A 16,671-nucleotide genomic window follows, 5' to 3' on the forward strand; every position below is an offset into this window, starting at 1 on the left:
ATGTTACTTCAGGAACCGGGGATATCCGGAACTCTCGAGTCTCGTATATAGTAGCGCCCATGACTCAGACTTCGGATGCTCCGCCCATAGCAGCGGTGACCTCGCGTCGATGGTGGACCCTCGCCACCGTCGGTCTTGCCCAGCTCATCGTCGTGCTCGACGCGACCGTCGTGAACATCGCGCTGCCCGCCGCACAGGCCGACCTCGGCTTCTCCAACGGCGACCGCCAGTGGATCATCACGGCCTATTCCCTCGCCTTCGGCAGCCTGCTGCTGCTCGGCGGACGCCTGTCCGACCTGGTCGGCCGCAAGCGAACCTTCATCATCGGGCTCATCGGCTTCGCTGCGGCCTCCGCCCTGGGCGGCGCAGCCACGACCTTCGGCATGCTCGTGGGCGCCCGCGCGCTGCAGGGCGCATTCGCCGCCGTGCTGGCACCGACCGCCCTCGCCGTGCTCACCACGACCTTCACGATCCCCAAGGAGCGGGCCCGCGCCTTCGGCGTCTTCGGCGCGATCGCGGGAGCCGGCGGCGCGATCGGCCTGCTGCTCGGCGGATTCCTCACGGAGACCCTCGACTGGCGCTGGAACCTCTACATCAACGTTCCGATCGCGATTGTCGCGGTGATCGGCGCGATGATCTTCGTGGGTCACATCGCCCGCACGGGTCCGCGGCCGAAGCTCGACGTGCCCGGAACCGTGCTCGTCTCGGGCGCACTCTTCCTCCTCGTCTACGGGTTCTCGAACGCCGAGACCGAAGGCTGGGACTCGCCGCTGTCGTGGGGGATGCTGGCCGCCTCGGGCGTGCTGCTCGTCGCGTTCGTGCTGTGGCAGCTGCGCGCGAGGCATCCGCTGCTCCCGCTCTCGATCGTGCTCGACCGGAATCGCGGTGCCGCCTACGTGTCGGTGCTGATCGCCGGCGCGGGCATGTTCGGCATCTTCCTCTTCGTCACCTACTACCTGCAGACCTCACTGCACTACTCGCCGATGCAGACCGGCTTCTCGTTCCTGCCGATGATCGCGATGCTCGTGCTCGCCGCCCAGCTCTCGACGAATATCTTCCTGCCGCGGTTCGGCCCGAAGGTCATCGTGCCGATCGGCATGCTGCTCGGCGTGGTCGCCATGGCCTACTTCACGCTGCTCAACGCCGACTCCGCGTACGCGGCCGACATCCTGCCGCCGCTCATGATCCTCGGGTTCGCCATGGGTTCGATCATGCCGGCGTCGATGCAGACGGCGACGCTCGGCGTCGACCGCGAGTTCGCCGGCGTCGCCTCCGCGATGGTCAACACGAGCCAGCAGGTCGGCGGATCGATCGGCACCGCGCTCCTCAACACCCTCGCGGCCACCGCGGCGACCGGCTACCTCACGGCGCACACCCCGACCACCGACGCCGTGGTGGCCGAGGCAGCGATCCACAGCTATGCGGTGGCGTACTGGTGGGGCGCCGGATTCTTCGCGCTCGGCGGCGTGGTCGCGGCGCTGCTCTTCCGACGCCGGGGCGACGGCCTGTCGCTCGCGACGGCCCGGGATGCAGCGCCGGTCGCCGCGTCGACGTCGGCCGATGCCGCCTCCGAGGCCGAACCGGCGATAGTGCACTGACGCCGGCTCGGCCTCGACGGATGCCGCGGCTCAGATGACCGAGGCGAGCAGGCTCGGTTCGGGAACCGGCGTGGTCGAGAGCGAACGCCAGGCTCGTGACAGGGCGTGCACCGCGGCATCCGTCGCCTCGGCCGGAGAGCAGATCGGCAGGCGCAGGAACCGCTCGAAGGCGCCGTCGACACCGAAGCGCGGGCCCGCGGCGATGATGAGCCCGTGAGTGCGCGCGGCGAGCGCGAGCTGCGAACTGACGGGCGCGCCGAGCCCGATCCACGTCACGATGCCGCCGTCGACATGCGGCACGTGCCACTCGGGGAAGGCCTCGGCGAGCAGCGCCTCGAGCCGGTCGCGACCGGATCGGAGCTGCTCGCGCCGCAACTCGAGGATGTCGTCCATGTGCTCCTCGAGGAGCCGGGTGACGAGCAGCTGCTCGATGATGGGCGTGCCGAGGTCTCCCGGCGAGCGCACCGCGAGGAGGCGGCTGATGAGCGGCCGGTCGGCGCGGATCCAGCCGACGCGCACGCCGCCCCACACGGTCTTGCCGACCGAGCCCACCATGACGGCGGGGCCGTACGCGGCGAGCGGCAGGTACAACTCGGCGCGGTCGATGTCGAGCTCGCCCGTCGTCTCGTCGGCGATCAGCACGGTGCCCTGCCTGGCCGCCGCGTCGACGACGCGCTCACGCAGGTCGATGCTCATCGACCGCCCGGTCGGGTTCTGGAAGTCGGGCATCAGGTAGGCGGCCGAGGGGTTGCTGTGCCGGATGGCCTGCTCGAGCGCCTCGGTCTCGTCGCCCTCGCCGAACGGACCCGCGTCGTGCGGGGCGACCGCGACGGGCACGAGGCGGGCGCCGGCGGTGCGGAGCGCCTCGTACGCGTGCGGATACGTGGGCGCCTCGATGATCGCCCGGTCGCCGCGGCTGATGACGGCACGAGAGAGCAACGCGATCGCGTGCTGCGCGCCGATCGTGACCATGATCTGCTCGGGTGACGTCGGCAGGCCGCGCGCCGTGTACCGGTCGGCGATGACGGCGCGCAGCGCGGGCGTGCCGATCGGGTCGAAGCCCGCGTCGCCGAGTTGGCCCGGGAGGTCGTCGATCGCCTGCCGTGCGACCTCCGTCAGCCAGGGCAACGCGGGCGGCGCCGCCTTCGAGAAGTCGATGTAGTCGGCTGCGGGCGGCGCGGGGAGGATCGAGGGTGCGCCGGGCAGCCGCGCGATACTGCCGGAGCCGCGCACGCTCTGGACGAGCCCGTGCTCGCGCAAGTGGCGATAGGCCGCCGTGACGGTCGTGCGGCTGAGTGCGAGCCGCTCGGCGAGGTCTCGCTCGGCGGGGAGTCGCGTGGCGACCGGGATGCGCCCATCGAGGATCAGGAGCCGCACGCGATCGGCGAGTGCCTGGTAGGCACTGCCGTCGGATCGCCAGTCGCCGAGCAGGATCTCGAGCGATCGGGCGCTGAGTGTCGTTTCTCCCATACGAGCCACTTTAGTCGAATTGGATGTATACGAGAAGGCCAATCGTGCAATTGGATTGAAGCATGCTCCGCCAGCCGACCGACCCCGCGCCCGTGCTCGTCCGCCGTTTCACCCAGCTCCTCGTGGGTCTGTTCCTCTACGGCATCGGCATCGCGCTCATCGTGCGCGGAGAGCTCGGCGTCGCCCCGTGGGACGTGCTCACCCAGGGCATCATGAAGCAGACGGGATTGAGCTTCGGGCTGATCACCGTGATCATGAGCGGGATCGTGCTGCTCCTGTGGATCCCGATCCGCCAGCGGCCGGGACTCGGCACGATCCTGAACGCGCTCCTCGTCGGTCCCGCCATCGACGTCGGCCTCTGGCTCATCCCGACCGGCCTCGACCTCTGGGTGCGAGCCCTCCTGCTGCCGGCGGGCATCCTCCTGCTCGCCGTCGCGACCGGCCTCTACATCGGCGCGCACTTCGGCCCCGGCCCACGCGACGGCCTCATGACCGGGCTGCACCGCGTCACCGGCTGGAGGATCTGGATCGTGCGCACCAGCATCGAGGTCACCGTGCTCGCCGCCGGGTGGCTGCTCGGCGGCAACGTCGGCATCGGCACGCTCGCCTTCGCCCTGCTCATCGGGCCGCTGTGCGGGTACACGATGCCGCTCTTCGCGGTGAAGCGCTCCGGCCGGATGCCGGCCGACCGCGTCGGCACGCGCGCGAAGCCGACCGTGCGCGCTCGCGCGGCCGAAGCGGTCGTCCCGGCGCCGGGATGACCGCCCGCCTGAACCTCCGCCGTTCCGTTCTGCATCGATCCTCATCGCCTGAAAGGAGGCGGCCATGATCGCCACGATGTCGCTGCTTGCAGCACTCGCACTCGCGGGCGTTGCCGCCACGGTCGTCGACTGGGCACGCGACGGCTACCGCCGCGCGCGCCCGCGCACCTGAGCGGCGCCTAGAGTCGGCGGGCGGAACGCGCCCCTCCGCCGGCGCGCCGCGCTACCCCGCTAGAGGTTGCGCTCCGCGAAGGCGGTCATCGCGTCGCGCACGAACTCGGCGCCGGCCGGGCCGCCGTAGTTCGCCCCGAAGCGATCGTCGGCCACGTACATGTCGGCGAGGCCGAGGAAGTACTCCTTCGTCGGGCCGCCAGCGCCACCGCCGGGCGTGCCCGGGATGCCGCGCAGCCACTCGAAGTGGCGTCGCGCGAGCGCTTGGGCCTCGTCGCCGGCGGGGTCGATGCCGCGCTCGAACGCGGCGATCCAGTCGCTGCCCAGCGTCGTCGCGCGCTCCTGCCACGCCGACTTCTCGTCGGCGCTCAGGCCGCGCCACCACGCGTCGCTCTTCGCGTACGCGTCTTTTCCCCAGCGCTGCTCGACCTCCTCCTTGTACTGGGTGTGGTCGAAGCCGTCGAACATCTGATCTGCCATGAGTCGTTCACCTCCTTCCAATGCTCCGATGGTGCGTTCGACCGACGCGATCTGCCGCGCCAGTCGTTCCTGCTCCTTGCGCAGCCACTCGAGGTGGCCGAGCAAGGCGGGTTGGGCGTTCGCCTCGCGGTCGAGCACCTCGGCGATCACGGGCAGACCGAGGCCGAGGTCGCGCAGCAGCATGATCCGCTGCAGGCGCACGAGCGCCCGCTCGTCGTAGTAGCGATAGCCGTTGCCGCCGATGCGGCTCGGCGCCAGCAGGCCGATGTCGTCGTAGTGCCGCAACGTGCGGCTCGTCGTGCCGGCGAGCTTCGCGATCTCCTGGATCGACCAGTCGTCCACGCCGTCCTCCGCTCAGAGATTTCCGAGGCGATGCGCCCCACCCGAGCAACATTAGAAGTTGACGTCACGTCAATGTCAAGCGGTCGAACCTCGTCGCAGTCCGCCTTCGCGGGACGCAATTCCGGATTCGCAGGCAACACGCCGTATTCAGCCGCCGTCGGCGCGGCGAGTCGCCGTCCGCATCCGAGTTCTGCACGCAGGACGGACTTGCACTGGTCCAAGACGCGATATATCGTGTTTCGAAAGGAAGACGCGATATATCGCGATACAGGTTTTCAGGGCACGGATGCCGCGGCATCCGCTTCCCTCACCAACGAAGGAGAACGCAACATGGCCATCGAGAAATGGGTCATCGCCCCCGGCGAAGCACGGGTCATCGACCTCGAGCTCGTACGCAAGCTGAAGGTGAGCCTCATCGGCGGCAAGGTCGACGTGATCGCCCACGATGAGCCGGGCGTGCGAGTCGAGATCTCGAACGTCACGGGCAAGGAGCTCATGGTGCAGATCGACGGCGACACGCTCGAGATCGACCACCCGCAGTTGCGCTGGGACAACTTCATCGAGGCCTTCAAGGGCTTCGTCGGCAGCGCGAAGGCCGAGGTCTCGATCCTCGCCCCGCGCAACATCGCGATGAAGCTCGGCGTGGTGTCGGGCGACGGCCTCGTCTCTGGATTCACGGGCGACGGCAGGTTCAGCACCGTCTCCGGCGACTTCGTGCTCGACAACCACGAGGGCGACGTCGAGCTCTCGAGCGTCAGCGGCGAGCTCTCGGCCGGCAACCACGTCGGCCGCATCACGGCGCACAGCGTCTCGGGCGACATCGTCGCGACGGGCGACATCACGACCTTCAACGCCGACACGGTGTCGGGCAACATGATCGTCGATACCCGCGGCACCCCCGACCGCATCGACACGAACACGGTCGCGGGCGACCTCACCGTCCGCTTCGCCGCCGGATCTGGCGCGCGCTACCGCATCAACACCGTTGGCGGCACGGTGCTGCTCGACGACATGTCGGTGAAGGGCATGTTCGGCAAGGGATTCGAGCGCGTCGTCGGCGAGCTCGCGGGCACGTGGCTCGACCTCGGCGCCAACAGCGTCTCGGGCAACATCTCGGTCATGCGCCGTGAGGCCCCGGCGAGCACGGGCACGACCGGCGGCGCGGGATCGGCGAACGGCGAGGCATCCGAATGACCCCGCCAGTCTTCGCCCACGGGAGTCTCAGGCTCTACCTCCTCGCCCTCCTCGACGAGCAGCCGAGGCACGGCTACGAGCTCATCCAGGCGCTCTCCGATCGCTTTGGCGGCACGTACAGCCCGAGCGCCGGCACGATCTACCCCCGCCTCTCGAAGCTCGAGGAGGAGGGGCTCGTCACGAAGTCCGCCGACGGCCGCAAGACGGTCTACGAGATCACGGATGCCGGTCGCGCAGAGCTCGAGGCGCGCCGGCACGAGCTCGACGCCATCGAAGACGAGGTCACCGACTCGGTGCGCCGCCTCGCCGACGGCGTGCGAGCCGAGGTCGACGAGGCCATGCGCTCGATGCGTGCCGAACTCGCGAGCGCTGCCCGTGAGGCCAAGCGCGCCGCGAAGACGGCGACGAACGCGACCATGAACCTCAGCTCCGAATCGAATCGGGCCCTGCACGAGGCCGAGCTGGCGATCAACGAGTTCCGCCAGCAGCTCCGCACCGACCTGCGCACGCACGCGCATCGCGGCCGAGTGAGCTCTGAATCGGTGACCCTGCTGAAGGCACGGCTCGCGCAAGTGCGGGCCGACGTGCTCGCGACGCTCGCCGAGCGCTGAACCCGGTGCACGCGGCATCCGTTGTGATCGACGGATGCCGCGTGCGCATGTCGGTGCATCGTGCTTTCATGGGCGCATGCCCGACGTCACCCTCCTGCCATGGTCGGACGGCGACCTCGACCTGCTGCGCCGCAGCAACACCCACGAACTCATGGACCAGCTCGGCGGTCCAGAGAACGACGAGCAGGTGCGAGCGCGCCACGAGCGGTACCTGCGCATGTGGCGCGAGGGCACGGGGTTCCAGTTCCGCATCGTGATCCCGGGGCATCCCGAGGGCGTCGGCACCATCGGCTACTGGCGTCGCGATGAAGAGGGCGTTCCGGCGCTCGAGGCCGGCTGGTCGGTCGAGGCCGAGTATCGCGGCCGCGGCATCGCTCCCGCCGCGGTGCTCGCCATGCTCGACACCGCGCGGGCCGCCGGCGAGACGCTCCCCGTGCACGCCTACCCGCGCGTCGACAACCCGGCGTCGAACGCCGTCTGCCGCAAGGCCGGCTTCACCCTGCTCGGCGAGCGCGACTTCGAGATCACGCCGGGCCTGATCCTGCACACGAACGACTGGGTCGTCGAGCTGGCAGATCGCCCCCTGGCCTAACCTCATCGCCCCCTGGCCTAGTCTCGAGGAGTGCGCGCCTATCTCGCCGTCGCCGTCGGCGGTCTCATCGGCACCGGGCTCAGGCTCGGCTTCGATCTCGCGTTCCCGCACGCCGACGGCGAGCTGTCCGTCGAGACCTTCGTCGTGAACCTGTTCGGCTCCTTCGCGCTCGGATGGCTCGTCGGTGGACTCTGGACCCGGCCCGGCACGCCCACGTGGCTGAAGGCCGGCCTCGGCCCCGGCCTGATCGGCTCGTTCACGACCCTCTCGGCGGTGATGGTCTCGCTCATCGCACTCACGGGCGCGGGCGAGCTGTGGCTCGGCGTGCTCTACCTGTTCGTCTCGGTCGTCGGCGGCCTTGCGCTCGCGGCGGCGGGGCTGCGCATCGGCTCGATCATCGCGCACCGGCCGATGCCCACCGAGGTCACCGACGCCGGAGAGACGCTGTGACCCCGCTCGTCGTGGCCGCGGTGCTCGGCGCGGGCGCGGTGGGCGCAGTGCTCCGATACGCGCTCTCCCGGGCCTTTCCGGTGCGGCCGGGTCACTTGCCCGGCGGCATCCTCATCGTCAACGTGTTGGGGTCGGCGCTCGCCGGTGCGCTCATCGGCGTGGCCGAGCGCGCCGCCCTCGACGCCGACGTGCGCCTCGTGCTCGTCACGGGCTTCTGCGGCGGACTCACGACGTTCAGCACGTGGAGCGTCGAGACGATCGAGCTGTTCGACGGCGGGCGGTGGCGCGCCGCGATCCTCAACGTCGTCGTGACGCTCTCCCTCGGCATCGCGGCGGCCGCGGGCATGTACCTCGCCTTCCGCTGAGGGTGAGCGGATGCCGCAGCGGGCGGCCGCGGCATCCGCTCACCGTCTGCTCAGTCCGCGTTGCGGCGGCGGCGGCGGCGCACTTCCGACACGATGATGCCGGCGACGAGCGCCGCGACGAGGAGCGAGCCCGCGACGATGGCGACGACGAGCCAGACGCCCGCATCGGATGCCGCGGCGTCATCGGCCTGCTCGCCGCCGTCGCCGTTCTCGCCATCGGCCTCGTCGGCCTCGTCGGTGTGCGGGGGCTGCTCCTCCCACACGCCGGTGGCCTCGGCGCCGACGCCGAAGTCGATCGTGCCCTCGATGGGGTGGCCGTCTGAGGAGACGGCGCGCCAGCGCACCTGGTAGTCGCCGCTGAGATCGGCGAGGAGCTCGACGGTCACCTCGGATCCCGCGATCACGGGCTCGTCGACCTCGATCTCCTCGCCGTGGTGGTCGACCACGACGACGGACGTGCCGACCTCGATGATGTCGTTCGAGAAGCTGAGCCCGATGGCCTCGGGCGAGGCGTCGAGCACCTCGCCCTGCTCGGGGCTCGAGCCGATGAGCTCGTCGTGCGCGAAAGCGGGCGCCGCGTCGGCGAGGGCGAAGAGCGCTGCGGCGGTGAGCGCGGCACCGGCGAGCACGAGCGCGCGAAGGCGGCGTGCTCGGTCGGCGGGGGCGTCGGCGGTGGTCGCGATCGAGGTCGCGGCGGTCGAGATGGGGGGTTCGTTGGTCATGTGTTCGGGAGTTCCTCTCCTGGTGCCCGGGGTGGTGCGCCGGCGCTGCGCGACGCGGGTGAGTGTGCACTGCGCGGCCGTGCCGAGGCATCCGGGCTGATGGGTCGCCGCCGGTCGACCGGCGGCGGGATTACGCGGAGGCGAGGAGTGCCGGCGGCCCGCGGTACCGCAGCCCGGGCAGCAGGAGGCGCTCGCGCGGCCGTGCATTCACGGCCGGCGCGGCGCCGCGAGGAATGACGAGCGGGGCGGGCACGGGCGCGATCCCGCTCGTGAGCTGCACGGCGAAGCGCCGCACCGCGATTGCGAGCGAACGCCACGCGGCCGCCTCGATGGCCAGCAGGTAGACGATCGTGAGAACGGCGGCGATGGCGTGCCCAACGAGCATCGGCGCATCGGTGTGGGCCGCGTGGGCCGCGTGGGCCGCGTGCGAGGTGGCCGTGCCCTCGAACACCGTCACGGTCTGGTGGTGGCCCGTGCCGTTCACGACGAGCCGGGCGCCGCCGCCGGCTCCCACCCCGAAGAGCACATGGAACGCAGCCTGGCTCGCGACCACGGCGAGCGCGGTGCGCACGGGCGTCGAACGGCGACCGACGAAGGCGACGGATGCCGCGAGCGCCACCATCGCGGCGAGCGCGAGCCCGACGCCCCCGGGTGCCTCCCGGCCGGCGACGCCGTGCGAGAGTGCCGCGAGGAAGAGGGCGACCGACGCGGTGGCAGCGCCACGCGCGAGCTGCGTCGCACGGTTCACGTCAGGCCCCCGGAGTGAGTTCGGAAATCGGCTCAACTCTAGCAATCGCGGAATCCGTCCCTGACCGGCCGACTTGACTCCCGGCGCAACAGGAGTAGTGTCGTCCGCCGTGACAGACGAGGCGGAAGCCCCTCCAGCTGAACTCAAGTCGCCGAAGCATTGGATCATCGGCGACCCGCTGCCGACCGAGAAGCTCGAGGGGCAGTTGCTGCCCAAGCACCTGGCCCTGCCGATCTTCGCGAGCGACCCGCTCTCCTCCGTGGCCTACGCGCCGCAGGAGCTGCTCATGATCCTCATGGTCGGCGGCCTCGCCTTCCTGAGCTTCGCGCCGTGGGTGGCCGTGGCGGTGATCGTGCTGCTCGTGACCGTGGTGGCGTCGTACCGGCAGCTCATCCGCGCCTATCCGTCGGGTGGCGGCGACTACGAGGTGGCGCACCGCAACCTCGGCGAGAAGGCCGGCCTCGTCGTGGCATCTTCCCTCCTGGTCGACTACGTCATGACGGTCGTCGTCTCGGTCGCCTCGGGCGTCGACAACATCATCTCGGCGATCCCCGAGCTGAACCCGTTCCGCGTCGAGCTCGCAGTGCTCTTCGTGATCATCCTCGCGGCCGTGAACCTCCGCGGCGTGAGCGAGTCGAGCCGCGCCTTCGCCATACCGACGTACCTCTTCATCGCCAGCGTCTTCGTGATGATCGTCGTGGGCCTCACGCGCACCTTCCTCGGCGATGCGCCGATCTCAGAGTCGGCCGGCTTCGTGGTGGAGTCCGAGTCGCTCACGCAAGCCGGCATCATCCTGCTGCTGCTGCGTTCCTTCGCGAGCGGATGCTCCGCACTCACGGGCGTGGAGGCGATCTCGAACGGCGTGCCGGCGTTCCGGCAGCCGAAGATCCGGAACGCCCAGACGACCCTCGTGCTCATGGGCGGCATCGCGATCGTGCTCTTCGCCGGGCTCACCGCGCTCGCGCTCATCTCCCAGGTGCACTACGCCGAGGATCCGTGCCACCTGATCGGATGGGCCGAGTGCGCCACCGAGCCGCAACGCAGCCTCATCGCACAAGTGGCGTCGGCGACGTTCGGCGACGACACGGTGTTCTTCTACCTCGTCCAGGCGGCGACGGCGCTCGTACTCCTCCTCGCTGCGAACACCGCGTTCAACGGATTCCCCCTGCTCGGCTCGGTGCTCGCGCAAGACGGGTACGCCCCGAAGTCGCTCTCGACGCGCGGCGACCGCCTGATCTACTCGAACGGCGTGCTCATCCTCGCGCTCGCGGCATCCGTGATCCTCGTGGTCTTCCAGGCGAACCTCACGGTGCTGATCCAGCTCTACATCATCGGCGTGTTCGTCTCGTTCACCCTCGGCCAGACCGGCATGGTGCGGCACTGGCTGCGCGAACTGCGATCGCCCCGAAAGCCGAAGTCGCCGAAGTCGCCGCGGTCGTCGAGGGGTGACGCCGACGACCGGAGTGCGCCCATCACGCGCGGCGCCATCTGGCGCGCACTCGCGATCAACGCGATCGGCGCGGCGATGACCGCGATCGTGCTCATCGTGGTGACGGTCACGAAGTTCACGCACGGCGCCTGGATCGTCTTCGTGATGATGCCGATCCTCTTCACGCTCATGCTCGGCGTGCACCGCTACTACCGCGACGTCGAGAAGGAGATCGAGGTCGACCCCACCACGACCTTCGGCTCGGCCGGCGATCATGCCATCGTGCTCGTGGGCCGCATGCAGAAGCCCACCCTGAAGGCGCTCGACTACGCGATCGCGGCCCGTCATGACTCGCTCGAGGCGGTGCACGTCTCGCTTTACGAAGAGGAGACGAAGCGACTGAAGAAGGACTGGGTGAAGCAGAACATCCACGTGAAGCTGCGCATCCTGAACTCGCCGTATCGCGACCTCAGCTACCCGCTCATCCAGTACATCAAGTCGCGCCGCGAGGAACACGGCAGCGAGGTCGTCACGGTCTACATGCCGCAGTACATCGTGGGGCACTGGTGGGAGTCGCTGTTGCACAACCACAAGGCACGCCGCATTCGCCAGAAGCTCCTGCTCGTGCACGGCGTCACGGTCTCGCTCGTGCCGTGGCTGCTCGACTCCTCCGACCTCATCTACGGCCGTCGCTCGCGCCCGTTGCCCGGCCAGGACCGCCGCGGCGAGCCGGTTCGTCCGGTGCCCCGGCGCCCGATCTCCCCGAACGGCCAGAAGCGCGGGCGCTAGGATCGGCCCATGGCAACGGATGCCGCGGTGCGAACGTTCCTCGACGGGGTGACGCATCCCGTGCGGCGCCGCGACGCCGAGACGCTGCTCGCCCTCATGGAGCGGGCCACCGGTGAGCCGGCCCGCATGTGGGGCTCGTCGATCGTCGGGTTCGGCGCCTACCACTACAAGTACGCGAGCGGCCGCGAGGGCGATGGGGCCTCGGACTGAGGCATCCGCTCGCTAGATCATCGCCATGATCTGGCGGGCGATCATGCGGCCCGCGCGGTTCGCGCCGATCGTCGACGCCTGTGGGCCGTAGCCCGCGAGGAAGATGCGCGGATCGTTCCAGGCCGCGCCCTGCCCGACGGTGACGCCGCCGGTCTTCTCGCGCAGCTTGAGCGGCGAGAGGTGCCGGAGGTCGGGGCGGAAGCCCGTGGCCCAGATGATGACATCGGCTCGTGCCAAGCCGCCCTCGTCGCCGTCCCAGACCACCCGGTCTGCCTCGATGCGGTCGAACATCGGCCGCGCCACGAGCAGGCCGCGCTCGATGCCCGCGGCGATGCGACGGCTCCTCGGCACTCCCGTGCCGCTCACGATGCTCGGCAGAGCACGACCAGATCGGGCCGCCTCGTCTTGCCGTGCGACCGCGGCCGATGCGCCCTCGAGATCGAGCTCCTGACGATCGAGCCAGTCGATCGGGCGGCGGGAGACCCACGTGAGTCCGGCCGCGACGTCCTCGAGTTCGAGCATGAAGCCGATCGCCGAGGTGCCGCCGCCGACCACGACGACGTGCTTGTCGCGGAAGTCGGCGGCTTCGGTGTAGTCGGAGGTGTGCACGTGCCGGCCCTGGAAGTCGGCCATGCCCGGGTAGTAGGGCACGAACGGCGAACCCCACGTGCCGGTCGCGTTCACGAGGAACTGGGTCTGCAGCTCGAATCGCGGCACGGCGGGGGCCGGAGCAGCCTCGAAGGTCTTGCGCCGACGGCCGAACAGCCCGCGCGCCTTCTGCTCCTCGAGCGGCTGCGGCGTGAGGTCCTCGAAGCTGACGAGGAGGTCGACGCCCTGGTTGGAAACCGACCGTACGTTCATCGGGCGACGCACGCGCAAGTCGAAGTGCTCCTCGAACCTGCCGTAGTAGTCGGCGACGACCTCTTTCGCGGGAAGGTTCCGGTCGGCGGTGTCGAAGCTCAAGCCGATCTCGGCCATTCCGGGCAGGTCGTTGACCCGATGGGCGGTGCCGAGCCGCAGCGACGACCAGCGATGCTGCCACGCGCCGCCCGCTCCGGGTGCCCGATCGAGCATCACGAAGTCCTGCTCGGCGACGAGTTCGAAGCGGCGCAGATAGTAGGCGACCGACAGGCCGGCCTGCCCGGCGCCGATCACCACGACCTTCACGCGCTCGGGACTCTGCATCACCTGACAATCTCAACACGGGTTGCTGTATACGCGCAGTACGCACGTCGGCCCGACCTGCGCCGGATCGCGCGTCAGGGCCTGCGGAGAGCGTACGCCATGGCTTGTGGGGGGCACCGCTTGGGGTCGGATGGCGGTGCTAAACTGACCACAGGATTATTCATTATCAGATGCGCGCCGGGTGAAGAAACCATCCCACCCGGCCTGAAGTCGTAAGGGGGTCACGCATGGGGCGCGGCCGTCAGAAAGCCAAGCACACCAAGGTCGCTCGGGAGCTGAAGTACTTCAGCCCCAACACCGACTACAACGCGCTTGAGCGAGAGCTCACCGGCTCAGTACATGACGAATACGAGGAAGAAGTCGCGAAGTGGTCGGATTACACCGACGACGGCGACACCTTCCTCGCTGGCGACGAACGGCGCGCGTAGCCCCTCGCCGCCGATCGGCCCCGGCATCCCTCCCCGCTGTGGTGCTCATGACAGCGTGGCGCTCATGACGGCGCGCGCTCATGACGGCGCGCGCTCTGCGTCGACGTCGCGATCATCTGGCCCCCACCCGCCAGCCTGCCGCATCCTCGACGAAGCGCTCGAGCTCGCTGAGCGAGCCGGTCGCGGTCACGGCGCGAAGCACGATCTCGTCGACGACGTCGAAGGCGCCCAGGTCTGAACGGCCGTCCATCGTCGCGTCGATCGCGCTGATGCCGAGCCGTTCGAAGTTGGCCGCGTACGACGGCACCGACGCATAACGGTCGGCCTCGCGCTTCAGCGCCGAGCGCGCGCCCTCATCGGTGATCGTGCGCACGTAGAGCACGCTGCGCACCGGGCGGTCGCCGGCCGCGGCACGGAGCTCCGAGTGCGCTCGGGCGGCGGCGTCAGGAGTGAGCCAGTTGAGCAGCACGCCATCGGCGCGCTCGGCGGCGAGTCGACGCATCCGCGGGCCGAGCGCGCCGACGACGATCGCCCCCTCGGTCGTTCGCCGGAGGGTCGCGATGCCGCGTTCGACGAGGCCGAGCGGATGCTGCGCAGCACCCGACCCGATGCCGAACGTCGTGTGCTCCGCTGGGAGGCCGCCGAGGTCGAGGCCCTCGGCCGGTCGCCGATCGAGCGGGATCACCCCGGTCGCGAGGCGCAGGGTGGCGGTGACGGATGCCGCGACGCGCAGGCCCGCGAGCGAATCGCCATTCGGCACGTCGTTGAGCCAGAGGCCCGAGAAGCCGAGCCGTTCGATGCGCGGGGCGAGGGCGCGGATGGCGCGGGCATCGGTCGCTCCCGAGAGCCCGATGGAGAGCGCCGCGCGCATTCGATCAGTCGGCGTAGGACCCGACGAGCCGAACCGCTCCGCCGTCGACGCCCTTCGCCCCCTGTTCGAAGCCCGCGAGGTCGCGATCGCCGATCGAGACGGTGCCGACCTGCCAGGACGGCAGCCCGAGTGCGCCGAGCTCGGCGATCACGTCGGCTGTGGCATCCCTCGCCACGACCGCGAAGAAGCCGATGCCGAGGTTCCACGTGCCCTCGGCGCTCTCGAGCGACGTGCCGGCGAGGTCGCTGAGCACCCGGAACACCGGAGCCGGCGACCACGTCGACCGGTCGAGCTCGACCCACGAGCCGCGCGGCAGCACGCGCGCGAGGTTCGCGGCGATGCCGCCGCCCGTCACGTGCGAGAGGGAGTGCACGGCCGTGCCGAGCCGCCCGTGCCCGAGCAGGCGCACGAGCGGGCGCGTGTAGAGCCGGGTGGGTTCGAGGAGCGCTTCACCCCACGTGGTGCCGAGGTCTGCCGCGGTGTCGGCGAAGTCGATGCCGCCCTGCTGGAGGATGCGTCGCACGAGCGAGAACCCGTTGGAGTGCAAGCCGCTCGAGGCGATCGCGATGACCGTGTCGCCCGCGGCCACCCGCTTGGCGCCGAGGAGCCGGTCGGCCTCGACGACGCCGACCGCCGCGCCGGCGACGTCGTAGTCGTCGACGCCCATGAGGCCGGGGTGCTCGGCGGTCTCCCCGCCGACGAGCGCGGTGCCGGTGTCGGCGCACGCCCGCGCGATGCCGGCGACGATCGTGGCGATGCGCTCGGGCACCACCTTGCCGCACGCGATGTAGTCGGTCATGAAGAGCGGCTTCGCGCCCACGACCACGATGTCGTCGACGACCATGCCAACGAGGTCTTGGCCGATCGTGTCGTGCTTGTCGATCGCCTGGGCGATCGCGATCTTCGTGCCGACGCCGTCGGTGGAGGTCGCGAGCAGCGGACGCGCGTAGTCCTTGAGGAACGAGACGTCGAACAGGCCGGCGAAACCGCCGACGCCGCCGAGCACGTTCGGGCCGTGCGTCTTGGCCACCGCCTCCTTCATGAGCTCGACGGCGAGGTCGCCTGCATGGGTGTCGACTCCGGCAGCGGCGTAGGACGAGTTCGAGGTCACCTGTCAAGCGTACCCGGGCACCGCGCGTCGCCCGGGTCAGCGGGGCATGCGCAGGACTAAACTTGAGTCATGCAGGCGGGTGGCACGCCGTCGTGGGTGATTCGCGAGAACGCGAGTCGCTCGGTTCTTCTTGCGCTCTATCTTCGCGAGGTGCTCGCGATCGCGTCTCCCGTCGAGTTGCCGCGGCTCCGCGACGTCGGCGCGGTGGGCACCCGACTCGAGGTCGACCAGCAGGATCTGCTCGAGCGGCAGTGGCGGGCCTGGTGGGCGATGACCGTCGAGCCCGAGGCGCATCCGTCGATCGTCCCCCTCGAACTCGTCGACGCCTACGGCACCGATGTCGCACTGCCCGTCTCGGGCGCCGAGGTGCTCGCCCAGGCCATCGTGCCGCATGCCGAGGCGGCGCGCGCGTGGGCTGAATGGGCGCACCAGGGCTATCGCACGGCGTCGGCAGCGCGACGCGGCGACTCCTACCGGGCCTATGCGGGCACGATCGCCGAGCACGAGCGCGAGGTCGGCCGGCGCGCGCATTCCTTCGAGCTGAACGTCGAGGTGATCCCGTTCACGACCACGGGCGTGTGGTGGATCGGCGCGATGACGGTAGCCGTCACCGATGCCCTGCGGTCGGATGCCTCGGCGTTCGACGACGCGATCCACCCGATCATCGCCGAACTCGCGTGACAGACTCGCAGGCATGAGCATCTGGTTCGGAGAGCCGTCGATCGAGTGGGCGAACTCTCGCGGCGAGCATGCGCTCATCCGCGCGCTCGGCATCGAGATGACCGAGCTCGGCGACGACGTGCTGCGCGGGCGGATGCCGGTCGACCACCGCACCCGGCAGCCCGGTGGGGTGCTGCACGGCGGGGCATCCGTCGCCTTCGCCGAGACGCTCGCGAGCTGGGGCTCGAGCTTCACCGTCGACCCCGCGCTGAACTACTGCGTCGGCATGGAGATCAACGCGAACCACATCCGGCCGGTGGCCGAGGGCTGGGTCTACGGCGAGGCGCGCCCGATCGCCCGCGGCCGCACGACGCAGGTGTGGGAGATCAGGATCACGGATGCTGCGGGCAAGCTCGTGTGCATCTCGCGGTGCACGCTCGCGGTGCTCTCGACGCCGTCGCAGTACTGAGGCGGGATCGAACCG

Annotated in this window: 19 protein-coding genes; 12 read left to right on the forward strand and 7 right to left on the reverse strand. The window is 70.0% G+C overall.

Annotated features, from left to right (window positions below):
- Positions 1–59: 59 nt before the first annotated feature.
- The gene (locus tag QFZ29_RS15620; protein WP_306894960.1) at positions 60–1,598 is read left to right on the forward strand and encodes an MFS transporter; all 1,539 of its coding nucleotides are present in this window, start codon (positions 60–62) and stop codon (positions 1,596–1,598) included.
- A 30-nt stretch (positions 1,599–1,628) separates the two neighbouring features.
- Here the strand turns inward: QFZ29_RS15620 and yczR are convergent, their stop codons facing one another.
- Positions 1,629–3,068, reverse strand: coding sequence for a MocR-like transcription factor YczR (gene yczR / locus QFZ29_RS15625; protein ID WP_306894961.1), 1,440 nt, complete (start codon positions 3,066–3,068; stop codon positions 1,629–1,631).
- 62 nt (positions 3,069–3,130) lie between these two features.
- Between yczR and yczE the strand changes: the two genes are divergently transcribed.
- A complete protein-coding gene (gene yczE, locus QFZ29_RS15630; RefSeq protein WP_306894962.1) occupies positions 3,131–3,829 on the forward strand; it encodes a membrane protein YczE in 699 nt (232 codons plus the stop codon).
- A 231-nt stretch (positions 3,830–4,060) separates the two neighbouring features.
- On the opposite strand, the gene QFZ29_RS15635 is transcribed toward yczE, so the two are convergent.
- On the reverse strand, positions 4,061–4,822 hold the full coding sequence (locus tag QFZ29_RS15635) for a MerR family transcriptional regulator (protein WP_306894963.1): 762 nt from the start codon (positions 4,820–4,822) through the stop codon (positions 4,061–4,063).
- Between the two features lie 330 nt (positions 4,823–5,152).
- Here QFZ29_RS15635 and QFZ29_RS15640 point away from each other — a divergent pair, with 330 nt between their 5' ends.
- The 5 genes from QFZ29_RS15640 (at position 5,153) to crcB (ending at position 8,034) form a co-directional block, all read left to right on the forward strand.
- Positions 5,153–6,016 carry a DUF4097 family beta strand repeat-containing protein gene (locus tag QFZ29_RS15640; protein WP_306894964.1) on the forward strand — a complete coding sequence of 288 codons (864 nt, stop codon included), beginning with the start codon at positions 5,153–5,155 and terminating at the stop codon, positions 6,014–6,016.
- Positions 6,013–6,627: a PadR family transcriptional regulator gene (locus QFZ29_RS15645; protein ID WP_306894965.1), complete on the forward strand. Its 615-nt coding sequence runs from the start codon at positions 6,013–6,015 to the stop codon at positions 6,625–6,627. The genes QFZ29_RS15640 and QFZ29_RS15645 overlap by 4 nt, the downstream gene beginning before the upstream one ends.
- A 76-nt stretch (positions 6,628–6,703) precedes the next feature.
- Positions 6,704–7,219: a GNAT family N-acetyltransferase gene (locus QFZ29_RS15650; RefSeq protein ID WP_306894966.1), complete on the forward strand. Its 516-nt coding sequence runs from the start codon at positions 6,704–6,706 to the stop codon at positions 7,217–7,219.
- Between the two features lie 30 nt (positions 7,220–7,249).
- Positions 7,250–7,669, forward strand: coding sequence for a fluoride efflux transporter FluC (locus QFZ29_RS15655; protein ID WP_306894967.1), 420 nt, complete (start codon positions 7,250–7,252; stop codon positions 7,667–7,669).
- On the forward strand, positions 7,666–8,034 hold the full coding sequence (gene crcB / locus QFZ29_RS15660) for a fluoride efflux transporter CrcB (RefSeq protein ID WP_306894968.1): 369 nt from the start codon (positions 7,666–7,668) through the stop codon (positions 8,032–8,034). The genes QFZ29_RS15655 and crcB overlap by 4 nt, the downstream gene beginning before the upstream one ends.
- Positions 8,035–8,084: 50 nt before the next feature.
- On the opposite strand, the gene QFZ29_RS15665 is transcribed toward crcB, so the two are convergent.
- A complete protein-coding gene (locus QFZ29_RS15665; RefSeq protein ID WP_306894969.1) occupies positions 8,085–8,756 on the reverse strand; it encodes a copper resistance CopC family protein in 672 nt (223 codons plus the stop codon).
- A gap of 130 nt (positions 8,757–8,886) precedes the next feature.
- On the reverse strand, positions 8,887–9,504 hold the full coding sequence (locus tag QFZ29_RS15670; RefSeq protein WP_306894970.1) for a hypothetical protein: 618 nt from the start codon (positions 9,502–9,504) through the stop codon (positions 8,887–8,889).
- Positions 9,505–9,613: 109 nt separating this feature from the next.
- Here QFZ29_RS15670 and QFZ29_RS15675 point away from each other — a divergent pair, with 109 nt between their 5' ends.
- Together QFZ29_RS15675 and QFZ29_RS15680 are read left to right on the forward strand one after the other, a co-directional pair.
- Complete coding sequence (locus QFZ29_RS15675; RefSeq protein WP_306894971.1) at positions 9,614–11,722, forward strand: APC family permease; 2,109 nt, start codon at positions 9,614–9,616, stop codon at positions 11,720–11,722.
- A gap of 9 nt (positions 11,723–11,731) precedes the next feature.
- Complete coding sequence (locus QFZ29_RS15680) at positions 11,732–11,932, forward strand: hypothetical protein (RefSeq protein WP_306894972.1); 201 nt, start codon at positions 11,732–11,734, stop codon at positions 11,930–11,932.
- A 12-nt stretch (positions 11,933–11,944) separates the two neighbouring features.
- Here the strand turns inward: QFZ29_RS15680 and QFZ29_RS15685 are convergent, their stop codons facing one another.
- Entirely contained in the window at positions 11,945–13,117 is a 1,173-nt protein-coding gene (locus QFZ29_RS15685) for an NAD(P)-binding domain-containing protein (protein WP_306894973.1), read from the reverse strand.
- 227 nt (positions 13,118–13,344) lie between these two features.
- On the opposite strand from QFZ29_RS15685, the gene QFZ29_RS15690 reads away from it, so the two are divergent.
- Positions 13,345–13,545 carry a DUF3073 domain-containing protein gene (locus tag QFZ29_RS15690; RefSeq protein ID WP_129521360.1) on the forward strand — a complete coding sequence of 67 codons (201 nt, stop codon included), beginning with the start codon at positions 13,345–13,347 and terminating at the stop codon, positions 13,543–13,545.
- 112 nt (positions 13,546–13,657) lie between these two features.
- Here the strand turns inward: QFZ29_RS15690 and QFZ29_RS15695 are convergent, their stop codons facing one another.
- On the reverse strand, positions 13,658–14,416 hold the full coding sequence (locus tag QFZ29_RS15695) for an LLM class flavin-dependent oxidoreductase (RefSeq protein WP_306894974.1): 759 nt from the start codon (positions 14,414–14,416) through the stop codon (positions 13,658–13,660).
- A 4-nt stretch (positions 14,417–14,420) separates the two neighbouring features.
- Positions 14,421–15,527, reverse strand: coding sequence for a phosphoribosylformylglycinamidine cyclo-ligase (gene purM, locus QFZ29_RS15700; RefSeq protein ID WP_306894975.1), 1,107 nt, complete (start codon positions 15,525–15,527; stop codon positions 14,421–14,423).
- Between the two features lie 69 nt (positions 15,528–15,596).
- Here purM and QFZ29_RS15705 point away from each other — a divergent pair, with 69 nt between their 5' ends.
- Together QFZ29_RS15705 and QFZ29_RS15710 are read left to right on the forward strand one after the other, a co-directional pair.
- Complete coding sequence (locus QFZ29_RS15705; RefSeq protein ID WP_306894976.1) at positions 15,597–16,208, forward strand: zinc-binding alcohol dehydrogenase; 612 nt, start codon at positions 15,597–15,599, stop codon at positions 16,206–16,208.
- 13 nt (positions 16,209–16,221) lie between these two features.
- Entirely contained in the window at positions 16,222–16,656 is a 435-nt protein-coding gene (locus tag QFZ29_RS15710) for a hotdog fold thioesterase (RefSeq protein ID WP_306894977.1), read from the forward strand.
- Positions 16,657–16,671: the final 15 nt, after the last annotated feature.

It is taken from the genome of Agromyces albus (genome assembly GCF_030815405.1).
In the GTDB taxonomy this organism is placed as follows: domain Bacteria; phylum Actinomycetota; class Actinomycetes; order Actinomycetales; family Microbacteriaceae; genus Agromyces; species Agromyces albus_A.

Coding starts and splice junctions, on each gene's coding strand:
- QFZ29_RS15620 (WP_306894960.1), top strand. CDS start 60: ATGACTCAGACTTCGGATGCTCCGCCCATAGCAGCGGTGACCTCGCGT.
- yczR (WP_306894961.1), bottom strand. CDS start 3,068: ATGGGAGAAACGACACTCAGCGCCCGATCGCTCGAGATCCTGCTCGGC.
- yczE (WP_306894962.1), top strand. CDS start 3,131: ATGCTCCGCCAGCCGACCGACCCCGCGCCCGTGCTCGTCCGCCGTTTC.
- QFZ29_RS15640 (WP_306894964.1), top strand. CDS start 5,153: ATGGCCATCGAGAAATGGGTCATCGCCCCCGGCGAAGCACGGGTCATC.
- QFZ29_RS15645 (WP_306894965.1), top strand. CDS start 6,013: ATGACCCCGCCAGTCTTCGCCCACGGGAGTCTCAGGCTCTACCTCCTC.
- QFZ29_RS15650 (WP_306894966.1), top strand. CDS start 6,704: ATGCCCGACGTCACCCTCCTGCCATGGTCGGACGGCGACCTCGACCTG.
- QFZ29_RS15665 (WP_306894969.1), bottom strand. CDS start 8,756: ATGACCAACGAACCCCCCATCTCGACCGCCGCGACCTCGATCGCGACC.
- QFZ29_RS15680 (WP_306894972.1), top strand. CDS start 11,732: ATGGCAACGGATGCCGCGGTGCGAACGTTCCTCGACGGGGTGACGCAT.
- QFZ29_RS15685 (WP_306894973.1), bottom strand. CDS start 13,117: ATGCAGAGTCCCGAGCGCGTGAAGGTCGTGGTGATCGGCGCCGGGCAG.
- QFZ29_RS15690 (WP_129521360.1), top strand. CDS start 13,345: ATGGGGCGCGGCCGTCAGAAAGCCAAGCACACCAAGGTCGCTCGGGAG.
- QFZ29_RS15695 (WP_306894974.1), bottom strand. CDS start 14,416: ATGCGCGCGGCGCTCTCCATCGGGCTCTCGGGAGCGACCGATGCCCGC.
- QFZ29_RS15705 (WP_306894976.1), top strand. CDS start 15,597: ATGCAGGCGGGTGGCACGCCGTCGTGGGTGATTCGCGAGAACGCGAGT.
- QFZ29_RS15710 (WP_306894977.1), top strand. CDS start 16,222: ATGAGCATCTGGTTCGGAGAGCCGTCGATCGAGTGGGCGAACTCTCGC.